Annotated in this window: 1 protein-coding gene; it reads right to left on the reverse strand. The window is 41.2% G+C overall.

The features are described 5' to 3' along the window. A partial coding sequence (locus tag ACFINH_RS10420; protein ID WP_375633108.1) for a DUF6990 domain-containing protein occupies nt 1-515 on the reverse strand: 515 nt, incomplete at both ends.

The following is a 515-nucleotide window of genomic DNA, read 5'->3' on the forward strand; positions in this document are numbered from 1 at the left end:
CTGCTTTAGACGTGGCGCCTTTTTCCCAAGGAGCAGTGCCATAATCAGAGCGAAGTCTTTTAGAAAGGTCAATGTCTTTGACTGACCATTCTAGCGCATCATCAAGTGCTTGCTTTAAACGATCCGTAGTGACTTCTGGTTCAAAGATTTCTAATCCCTTGGCTTCAAAATTAAGCTGTATATCTGGAATATCTTCCGTGTGGGTAGGATCAATGAATTTACAAGCAGCGGAAAGAATACCGGTACTAATCATAAAGGCGCTATCAAATTGCGGACAATCTTTGGCAACTTCGTCGTTATAAAGAATATCTACTTCACGATCAGCCAATTGATAGCTTGCCATATGGTCATTCTCATTGATTTTCTCGGTTGACCAGCCTAAGCTTTTCAAAAGCGTTGTCGCACTTTCCATGGTGAGACGATCATCAGTGTCATCCACTTCAACAGAAGTTGTTTTAGAAGCAACAGATGCTGTTTGCGGATCCAAACTCAAAATTGGAACGTTTTTAGGAAAA

The sequence above is a fragment of the Bartonella sp. AA74HLJMH genome (assembly GCF_042197045.1).
Taxonomy (GTDB): Bacteria; Pseudomonadota; Alphaproteobacteria; order Rhizobiales; family Rhizobiaceae; genus Bartonella.